The sequence below is a fragment of the Massilia sp. 01N410 genome, from assembly GCF_056399665.1.
Genome location: NZ_JBFTRV010000016.1, coordinates 138,369 through 147,979 on the forward strand (window position 1 = coordinate 138,369; position 9,611 = coordinate 147,979).

The 9,611-nt window shown below is 66.8% G+C and carries 9 protein-coding genes; 3 read left to right on the forward strand and 6 right to left on the reverse strand.

Features of this window, described 5'->3' with window-relative positions:
• Positions 1–15 precede the first annotated feature (15 nt).
• Both AC1DOP_RS20245 and AC1DOP_RS20250 read right to left on the reverse strand, forming a co-directional pair.
• Positions 16–1,743, reverse strand: a complete 1,728-nt coding sequence (locus AC1DOP_RS20245; protein WP_442124622.1) for an ABC transporter permease — start codon at positions 1,741–1,743, stop codon at positions 16–18.
• A gap of 346 nt (positions 1,744–2,089) precedes the next feature.
• Complete coding sequence (locus tag AC1DOP_RS20250) at positions 2,090–3,127, reverse strand: WD40/YVTN/BNR-like repeat-containing protein (protein ID WP_477253002.1); 1,038 nt, start codon at positions 3,125–3,127, stop codon at positions 2,090–2,092.
• 108 nt (positions 3,128–3,235) lie between these two features.
• Here AC1DOP_RS20250 and AC1DOP_RS20255 point away from each other — a divergent pair, with 108 nt between their 5' ends.
• Entirely contained in the window at positions 3,236–3,508 is a 273-nt protein-coding gene (locus AC1DOP_RS20255; protein ID WP_442124620.1) for a hypothetical protein, read from the forward strand.
• Positions 3,509–3,514: 6 nt separating this feature from the next.
• On the opposite strand, the gene AC1DOP_RS20260 is transcribed toward AC1DOP_RS20255, so the two are convergent.
• From AC1DOP_RS20260 to AC1DOP_RS20275, 4 genes are all read right to left on the reverse strand, one after another.
• Positions 3,515–3,844, reverse strand: a complete 330-nt coding sequence (locus AC1DOP_RS20260; protein WP_442124619.1) for a TM2 domain-containing protein — start codon at positions 3,842–3,844, stop codon at positions 3,515–3,517.
• A 126-nt stretch (positions 3,845–3,970) separates the two neighbouring features.
• Positions 3,971–5,458 (reverse strand): efflux transporter outer membrane subunit, encoded by a 1,488-nt coding sequence (locus AC1DOP_RS20265; protein WP_442124618.1) that lies wholly within the window; start codon positions 5,456–5,458, stop codon positions 3,971–3,973.
• 102 nt (positions 5,459–5,560) lie between these two features.
• Complete coding sequence (locus tag AC1DOP_RS20270; protein ID WP_442124617.1) at positions 5,561–7,150, reverse strand: DHA2 family efflux MFS transporter permease subunit; 1,590 nt, start codon at positions 7,148–7,150, stop codon at positions 5,561–5,563.
• A 10-nt stretch (positions 7,151–7,160) separates the two neighbouring features.
• Positions 7,161–8,324, reverse strand: a complete 1,164-nt coding sequence (locus AC1DOP_RS20275; protein WP_442124616.1) for an HlyD family secretion protein — start codon at positions 8,322–8,324, stop codon at positions 7,161–7,163.
• 115 nt (positions 8,325–8,439) lie between these two features.
• Between AC1DOP_RS20275 and AC1DOP_RS20280 the strand changes: the two genes are divergently transcribed.
• Both AC1DOP_RS20280 and AC1DOP_RS20285 read left to right on the forward strand, forming a co-directional pair.
• Entirely contained in the window at positions 8,440–9,087 is a 648-nt protein-coding gene (locus AC1DOP_RS20280; protein WP_442124615.1) for a TetR/AcrR family transcriptional regulator, read from the forward strand.
• 144 nt (positions 9,088–9,231) lie between these two features.
• Complete coding sequence (locus AC1DOP_RS20285) at positions 9,232–9,417, forward strand: hypothetical protein (protein ID WP_442124614.1); 186 nt, start codon at positions 9,232–9,234, stop codon at positions 9,415–9,417.
• Positions 9,418–9,611: the final 194 nt, after the last annotated feature.

The window sequence follows — 9,611 nt, forward strand, 5'->3', positions numbered from 1 at the left end:
TTCGAAGTCCGCGGCTCAGCCACGATTGTCGGCGAGCAGGTACAGCTTGCGCCAGAAGAAGCGGTTCAGCAGCATCACGAAGATGCACATGATGCCGATGCCGAGCGCGATGCGCGGGAAGTCGCCGGCGTCCGTCATCTGCTTGATGTAGCTGCCCAGGCCCTGCGCCGCCAGCGTGGTCTTGCCCCAGGTGACGTATTCGGCCACGATGCTGGCGTTCCAGGAGCCGCCGCTGGCCGTGATCGCGCCGGTCAGGTAGGCCGGGAACACCGCCGGCAGGTAGACCCGTTTCCACTTCAGCCAGCCGCGCAGGCCCAGGTTGTCGGCCGCCAGCCTCAGCTCGGTCGGGATGGTCGAGGCCCCCGCCACCACGTTGAACAGGATGTACCACTGGGTGCCGAACACCATCAGGGGGCTGAGCCAGATATCCGGGTTCAGCTTGAAACTCACCATCAGGAACACCACCAGCGGGAACAGCAGGTTGACCGGGAAGGCCGCCAGGAACTGGGCCACGGCCTGCACGCGCTGTGAATAGCGCGGGCTCAGGCCGATCCACACCGCCACCGGGACCCAGAACAGCGAGGCCAGCGCGATCAGCAGCATCACCCGCAACAGGGTCGCCAGGCCGAGCAGGACCACGTGGCCGGCTTCGCCCCAGCCGACTTCCGCGTGCACGTACACGGCCAGCTTGAGCGTGGCGGCCAGCACGGCCACCGGCAGCAGCACGTCCCACAGGCGCGGCAGGATGCGCTGCCAGGTCGCCGGCTTTTGCGGGGCCGGCGCGGTGGCGGCGGTGCCGAACCAGCCCAGGGTGATGCGCATGGTCGCCCAGAAGCGCTGCGCCAGACGGCTGACCCAGAGGCTGCGGCGGCCCCAGTCGAGCAGCCAGGAACGCTGCGCGGTCTCGCCCTGCGACTCCTCGAAGCGGAACTTGTCGGCCCAGGCCAGCAGCGGGCGGAAGAACAGCTGGTCGTACAACACGATGCCGGCCAGCATGGCCAGGATCGCCCACGCCACCGCCTTGCCGTTTTCCTGCTCGATGGCGACGGCGATGAAGGCGCCGATGCCCGGCAGCTTGATGTCCTGGCCGGCCACCGAGATCGCTTCCGCGGCGACCAGGAAGAACCAGCCGCCCGACATCGACATCATCATGTTCCACAGCAGCGCCGGCGTCGCGTAGGGAAGCTCGAGGCGCCAGAAGCGCTGCCAGCCGGACAGGCAGAACACGCGCGCCGCCTCGTTCAGTTCGTCGGGCACGGTGCGCATCGACTGGTACAGGCTGAACGCCATGTTCCAGGCCTGCGAGGTGAAGATCGCGAAGATGGCCGCGCATTCCACGCCCAGCAGGCTGCCCGGGAACAGCGCGATGAAGGGCGCGATCGCGATCGCCTGGAAGCCCAGGATCGGCACCGACTGCAGGATGTCGAGCAGCGGGATCAGCGCTTTTTCGGCAGCGCGATACTTGGCGGCGACGGCCGCGAACACGAAGCTGAACACCAGCGAGCAGCCGAGCGCGATGAACATGCGCAGGATGGTGCGCAGCAGGTAGTAAGGCAGCGCCGCGGGGTCCAGCGAGATGGGGGTCGCCTGGCCGACTACGAAGGGACGCGCCATCTGCATGGCGCCGTAGGCGCAGGCGGCCAGCACCGCCAGCACCAGCGGCAGCAGGAGCCAATCCCAGCGATTGAAGCCGCGTCCGCCGCGGTCGACCGCCGGCCGGCGGTCATTGAAGAACTCGAACATCCACGTTCCTTGCACGCAGAGTGAAGCCGTCGTTGATATGCGCGCCGGCGGCGGACCGCAGTGCGGCCCGGCCACCGGTGACCAGTGTGCGTGTTGCTGGAATATGAATGTTCCGGTACGGCCGGAACAGAAAAGATACCATCATCCTGGCAGGATGACGGCAGGAGACGGGAAAGCCTGCGTTATCTTGCCGAGAACGTGCCAGAAATGATCTGGCGACAACTATCGCTCGAACAAGTGCCCATGAATGGACCCAAAAAATGAAAACAGAGCGAGTGTAATTGCCCGCTCTACAGGGCGTCAACCACGATCGTGATTCCCGGCGCAGGGCGCGCCGCCCATGTGTTTATTTGCCGACAAGAACCGGTCCGCTGTACTTCATCAAGAGGCCCTTCGGCCCCACCGCCCAGCCGGTCGTCGGGCTGGCGAAACCGACCGTGTTCATCGGCGTCTTGTCCAGCACGGTCCAGCTCTTTCCGGCGTCGCGCGAGAAGCCGGAGCCGGCCAGGCCGGCGGCAACCAGGGTGCGCGGCGCGCCCGGCACCGGCACCACCACCGACATGTAGCCGGCCGGCTGCACCTGGACCGGACTCCAACTCGCGCCGCCATCTTCCGTGCGCGCGCCGTTGATGCCGGCCATGTGCGTCTCCTTGTAATCGCCGCCGGCGGCAAAGCCTACTTTCGGGCTCAGGAAGGCGACAGAGAACACGCCACGGGCCGCCGCCCCGGCCGGGATCGGCGTCGCTTGCGCGCGCCAGGTCTTGCCGCGATCAAGCGAGTGGAACACGCGCGAATTGGCCGAACCGCCGGTGGCGATCCACGCATCGTTGGTGCCGGCCACCGTCAGGCAGGTGCCGCTGGCGGCGAAGGCGCCCTCGTTCGGCATCGCCTCCAGTCCCTCGGTCTCGACGAGCTGCCAGGACGCGCCGCCGTCGCCGGTGGTGTAGACCTGGAAGCTGCCCTTGACCGGATCGCCGAACAGGATGCCGTGGTCCTTGTCCCAGAACGCCATCGCGTCCCAGAAGCCGTCCGCCACCTGGTTGGTCGTCATCAGGCGCCAGCTTGCGCCGCCGTCTTCGGTCCGGTAGATGCGCGAAGCCGCGCCGGGGCCGGCGCCCATCACCACGGCGGTCTTCGCATCGAAGGCCTGGATGTCGCGGAAGTCGATCTTGTCGGCCTCCGGCACCTGCATCGCCTGCCAGTGTTCGCCGTCGACGGTGCGCAACACGGTGCCCTTGGCGCCGCTGGCCCAGGCGACCTTGGCATCGACGACGGACAGGCCGCGCAGTTCGGCGCTGGTGCCGCTGGGGGTGGCTTGCCAGGACTGGGCGGAGGCGGCGCTGGAGGCCAGCAGTGCGGCGATCAGGAGGGAGCGTGGGTGCATGGAGTCCGGCGTGTCGTATTAATGATGAGTGCCGATATTACACCGCCGCCCGCGCCAGGGGCGAGTTTGCGATAATGGCCGCCTTATCCGGAATTTGAAGCGAAAACCATGAATACCCTCACCTACGAAGCCTTCCTCGACGAAGTCACGACCCTGCTCACCGAAATCTACGACATGGAGGACGAAGCCGCCATCAAGCTGGTGATGCAGGCGCAGGACGCCGAATACTTCGTCGCCCACGACGACAAGCCGGAACTGCGCACGCTGGAGCAGGCGAAGAAGGAAGCGGTGGCCTTGTACACGGCACGCCAGAACCGGGTGGAGACGCAGCAGAAGCAGCAGCGCGCCCAGCACCAGCGCGGGAGCGGCAAGAAGCGCTAGGTCCCGTCAGGTCCAGAGATTGATCAGGTTGCCGTCGCTGTCGCGGAAGGACCCGATGACGATCATGATGAAATCGACGAAGGCCCAGATGCCGAGGCCACCGAAGGTCAGCAGCTGCAGGATGCCGGTGCCGACCTTGCCCACATAGAAGCGGTGCACGCCGAGGAAGCCGATGAAGAAGCACAGGATGGCCGCCGGCAGGATGCGCTTTTGCGAGGCGCTGAAGCCATGGCCCTGCTGGGGCGCGCCGCAGCCCGGGCAGGCTTGTGCGCTGAAGTGCATGTTCGAGCCGCAGGCGCGGCAATAAATCATCTGCGAATTGACGGCGGTGTTCATCGATCGGGTTCCCCATATGGAATTATTATCGATCGAGCATAGCATGCAGGGCCTGCGCGGAAGATCACCAAAAATCACGTCATTTCTGCGCTCTCCGGCCGGCATGCGGGCCGGCCGGAGCGCAGCTTAATTGCCGGCCTTGGCGATGGTCGCCACCGGCTCCCCCTGCCTCCAGCCGCCACCCAGCGCACGCGCCACCGACACCGCCGCCAGCAGGCGCTGGGTACGGATCTGGGCCGCGGCGCGGTCCGCCGCCAGCGCACTGCGCTGGGCATCGGTAACGTCCAGGTAGGTCGAGACGCCGCGGTCGTAGCGCGCCTGGGCCACCTGCAGCGCGCGGGCTGCCGCCTGCTGCGCCTGGACCTGCACCTCGCCCTGCTGCTGGCGTTCCTGCACGTCGGACAGCGCATCTTCCACTTCGCGCAATGCGCTCAGCAGGCGTCCCTCGTGGTTGGCGACCGCCTCGTCGTAACGGGCCTGGGCCAGCTTCAGGTTGGCGCGGTTGCGGCCGGCGTCGAACACCGGCAGCGACAACGCCAGCGGACCGAAGGAAAACTGGCGCGCGCTGCCCTGGGCCAGGTTGCGCAGGCTTTCCGAGGCATAGCCGTAGTTGCCGGTCAAGGACAGCGCCGGATAGAAGGCGCCTTCGGCCACGCCGATCTGGGCGTTGAAGGCCTTCAGGGCGGCCACGCTCGATGCCAGGTCGGGACGCTGGCCCAACAGGCTGGCCGGCAGGCCGACCGGGATGCTCGGCGGCTGGGGCAAAAGCTTATCCTGCAGGGCGGTGCCCTGGTTGCTCGCCACCAGCGGCTCGCTCGGCGAAGCACCCACCAGCACCGACAGCGCATGCTCCAGCGTGTTGCGCTGGCGCTGGGCTTCGTGCAGGTCGGCCTCGGCGTTGGCGCGTTCGATGCGGGTGCGCGAGACGTCCAGTTCGTTCGACAGGCCGGCGTTGAAGCGCGCCTCGATCAGTTCCTGGGATTCGCGGCGGGTCGCCAGCGCGCTGCGCAGGATCGCCAGCTCGGCGTCCAGGCCGCGCAGCTGCCAGTAGGTGGTTGCGACCTGGCCCGACAGCATCAGCAACACGCCGTCGCGGTCGTCCTGGGCCGCCAGGGCCTGGGCATCGGCCGCTTCGACCACGCGGCGCACGCGGCCCCACAGGTCCAGCTCCCACGAGAAGCCGGCACCTAGCGAGTAGTTGTTACCTTCGATCGAGCGGTGGCCCAGCGCCAGGCCCTGCGAGGTCTCGGCCGAGGTGCGCGAGTTCGAGATACCGGCCTGCACGTTCACCGACGGCAGCTGGCCGGCGCGCACCACGCCCAGCTGGGCCTGTGCCTGCACCAGGCGCTGCGCGGCGGCGCGCACGTTCGGGTTATCGTGCAGCGCGCGCTGCTCGAGGGTGTCCAGGGTCTGGTCGCCGAACACGGTCCACCAGTCGGCCGGCAGGCGCGCGGCGTCCTGCTGCTGGCCGGCCTGCGCGTGGCGGTATGCCGGGCTCGCGATGTCCTGCGGGGCCTTGAAGTCGGGACCGACGGTGCCGCAGGCGGCGAGGAGCGCGGCGACGGCCGCGGCGACAGCGGTGTGGATGACAGGCTTGAACATAGTATTTTTCATTGAGAGTTATCCGTCCCGTCGCCCCCGCGAAGGCGGGGCCCCAAGTTTCCATGGTTCGCCACGAACTTGGATCCCCGCCTTCGCGGGGACGACGTCTAATCATTAATGGCCGCCGCTCCCAGCCCCGCCAGGCGACTTGACCTTGTCCGCAAACCACAGCGGCACGATCGCCGCGATCAGGATCACGCCGACGAGGAAGAAGCCGTCGTTGTAGGCCATCACGTAAGCCTCGCGGCGCACGATGCGGTCGATCGCCGCGATCGCCTGGTTGGCCGCGGTGGCCGGGTCGATGCCTTGCGAAACGAAGAACTGGGTCAGCTGGTCCAGGCGGGCCTGGGTGGCGGACGCGAACAGCGACACCGATTCGCCGATGCGCGCCGAGTGGAAGTGCTCGCGGTTGGTCAGCGAGGTCGCCAGCAGCGCGATACCCACCGAGCCGCCCAGGTTGCGGGTCATGTTGAACAGGCTCGAGGCCGACGGCATGTCCTTCGGCGCGATGCCGTTCATCGCGAAGTTCGACAGGGTCAGCATCACGAAGGGCTGGCCGATCGCGCGAATGACCTGGGTGACCATCAGCTGGTCGTAGCCGGTGCTGGCGTCCATGAAGGCGTTCATCAGGCAGGAGATGCCGAACAGGCCCAGGCCGAACATGCACATGATGCGGTTGTCGATCTTCTGCGACAGGCGCGCCACGAAGGGCATCACGAACAGCTGCGGCAGGCCCATCCAGGCGATGACCTCGCCGATCTGCATCGGCGAATAGCCGGCGATCTGGCCCAGGTACAGCGGCAGCAGGTAAGACGAGCCGTACAGGCCCATGCCGATCACCGCCGACAGGATGGTCGCCACCATGAAGTTGCGCTGGCCGTACAGGCGCAGGTTGACGAAGGGGTCGGCGCGCCAGAAGCCGATCACCACCCAGCCCAGGATGCCGATCAGCGCCAGCGCGGCGAAGGTGATGATGAAGCTCGACTCGAACCAGTCCTTCGAATTGCCCTCTTCCAGGAAGATGGTCAGGCTGGCCAGGCCGACCGCCATGAAGGCGATGCCCAGCCAGTCGGCCTTGGCCAGCATCTTCAGGTTCAGCGGCTCCTTGTCCAGGCCCCAGTACATGCCGGCGATCAGCAGCACGCCCGGCACCCAGTTGATGTAGAAGATCGAGGGCCAGCCGTACAGCTCCGTCAGGTAGCCGCCCAGGGTCGGGCCCATGGCCGGGGCCAGGGTCGCGGTCAGGCCGAACATCGCCATGCCGACCGCGCGCTTGGCGGGAGGCAGGCGGGTCATCACCAGGGTCATCGCCATCGGGATCAGGGCGCCGCCTGTGAAGCCCTGCAGCATGCGGAACACGATCATGCTCTGCAGGTTCCAGGCCGCGCCGCACAGGGTCGAGAAGGCCAGGAACAGCGCCGTGGTCAGCATCAGGTAGCGGCGCTGGCCGAAGGCGCGCACGAACAGCGCGGTCATCGGGATCACCACGATCTCGGCGCACAGGTAGGCGGTCGAGATCCACGAGCCCTCCTCCTGGGTGGCCGACAGCGTACCGAGGATGTCGCGCAGCGAGGAGTTGGTGATCTGGATGTCGAGCACCGCCATGAAGGCGCCGAGCAGGCCGGCGGCCACCGCGATCCAGGTGCGGGCGTCGACGTGCGTGCCGTTGGCCGGCATGCTCATCGTCTGGGTGGAACTCGTCATGACGATCCCTTTACTGGGCCGACGCGGTGCGGGCCGGCTGCTGCGCGCCTTGTGCCGGCTTTTGGCGCAGGTCGATCTCGACCACCGTCGACATGCCGGGCACCAGGCGGCCGGCGTACTTCTTCAGGTCTTCCGGCTTGAAGGTGATCTTGACCGGCACGCGCTGGACGATCTTGGTGAAGTTACCGGTCGCGTTATCGGCCGGCAGCAGCGCGAACTGGTTGCCCGAGGCCGGCGAGAAGCTGTCCACGCGGCCGACCAGTTCCTTGTCCTTCAGGGCGTCGACTTCGATCCTGACTTCCTGGCCCGGCACCAGGCCCGGCAGCTGGGTTTCCTTGAAGTTGGCGGTGACCCAGACGTCGTCCTGGACGATGGCGGCCAGCTGCTGGCCCGGCTGGATGCGGGCGCCGACTTCGACGCTGCGCTTGCCGATGCGGCCGCTGACCGGCGCCACGATCTGGTTGTAGCCGAGCTGCTGGCGGGCGTCCTTGAGCTGGGCCTGCAGCACCTTGACCTGGGCCTTCAGCACGTCGCGCGCCGAGCCGGCGGCGGCGATCTGGGCCTTGGCGGCATTGGCGTTGTCGCGGCGTGCGTTGACGTCGGCGGTGGCGCCAGCGCGGGCCGCGGTGGCGGCGTCGACCTCGGCCTTCGAGACGGCCTTCATGTTGGTGTTGTACAGCTGGCCGTAGCGTTCGGCGTCCTGTCTGGCGCGCACCAGGTTGGCCTGGGCCTGCACCACCTGGGCGCCGGCGGCCGAGGCCTGGGCCCTGGCCTGCTCGACGGCGGCGTCGGCCTGCACGATCTGCTGCTGCACGCTGGCGATCTGGGCCTGGATCTGCTCGACCTTCACGCCCTGGTCGGCCGGGTCCAGCTCGGCCAGCACGTCGCCGGCCTTGACCAGCTGGTTGTCGTCGAACAGGACCTTGGTGACGACGCCAGGGATGCGTGCCGAGACCGGATGCACGTGGCCGGTGATGTAGGCGTTTTCGGTTTCGACGAAGTTGCTGCTGCGGTACCACATGCGGCCGCCGGCGATGAGCGCGGCCAGGGCGATCACGCCGACCACCATCAGCACGCGCTTCGGCGGTCCCTTGCTGCCGTTGGCGGCGGCCGGCGCTGCCGGCGGAACGGCGGCGGACGGTTTCTGCTGGACCGTGGTTTGCGAATCTGCCATGAATACGACTCCGAAGAAAAAATGAAATGGGTTCATCGCATTATTCGACAAAGAATTGGCGAAGTCAAGAAATGAAACGGTTGCATTTCATTTTTTTCTGGGCTAGAGTGTCGTCATGGACAAACCCGTAAACGACTGCAAGGCCGCCGGCCGGCCCAAGGCCGCCGAGGTCGAAGCACGCACGCAGGAGCTGCTGCAGATTGCCGGCGGTCTCTTCCTCAAGAACGGCTATACCAAGACCAGCCTGGAATCGATCGCCCGCGCCGCCCACGTGGCGGTGCGCACCATCTACGTGAAATTCGGCGGCAAGGCCGGCCTGCTGCACGCGGTGCTGGCGGCCAAGCGCGACCGTTTCTTCCGCAGCCAGCCGATGCAGACGGACACCCGTCCGCTGAAGGAAATCGTGGACGATTTCGCGCGCCAGATGTATGGACTGCTCATCTCGCAGGAAGCGGTGGACATGCAGCGCATCGTGATGGCGGAAGCGCCGACCAATCCCGAACTGGCGGAAGCCTTCTGGAACGGCGGTCCGCGCCAGACCCGCGAGATGCTGGGCCGTTTCTTCGCCCGTCCGGACATCCGCGCCCAGCTGCACCCCGACATCGACATCGACCTGCTGCCCGGCCACCTGATGGGCTGCATCGCCGGCGACCAGCTGTGCCGTTTCGTGTTCCCGCCCGAAAAACAGCCTCTGGACCAGGCGCTCCGCGAACTCGACCGCCGCCTCGCGCTGTTCTACCGCGCCGTGCTGGCCCGGCCCTGAGCTCCCCTGCCCCTGGCCGGCCGAGTCAGTGTGCGGCATCGCACGGACCGCCTCGACCCGGTTCGGGCATCCTGAAAGTCTTAAGAAGGAGGATGTCATGAACACGATAAGTACAAAGACGGCAGTTCGCCGCAAGGGGGTAGCATGAGCAAGGCGTCACGTTACGAATGGCGAGACCAGCAGGCTGCGGTGCAGGAGCGCATGAAGGGCTTCCTTGCGAATCCGGGCAAGGAACAACTCGAGGCCGTCGTTGCCGAGATGCGTGCCTACGCCGACGCGGCCCAGTCGGGCCACATCGAGATTCCGCAACACTGGACCAGTTACAACTGAGCTGAAACACGCTACCGACACGCCGTCCAGTTCGCTGGGCGGCATTTTTTTTGGCGCTGTTCGCGCCAAGTGTGGAATCTTTTCTGCAAGCCTGCGGTCCAATGTCGACCTGAACCGTTGACGGAGGCCCCATGCAAGCACGGCAGTTCGAACAGTTCCTGCAACGCCTGTCCTCTCTAACGCGGCGCCAGCGC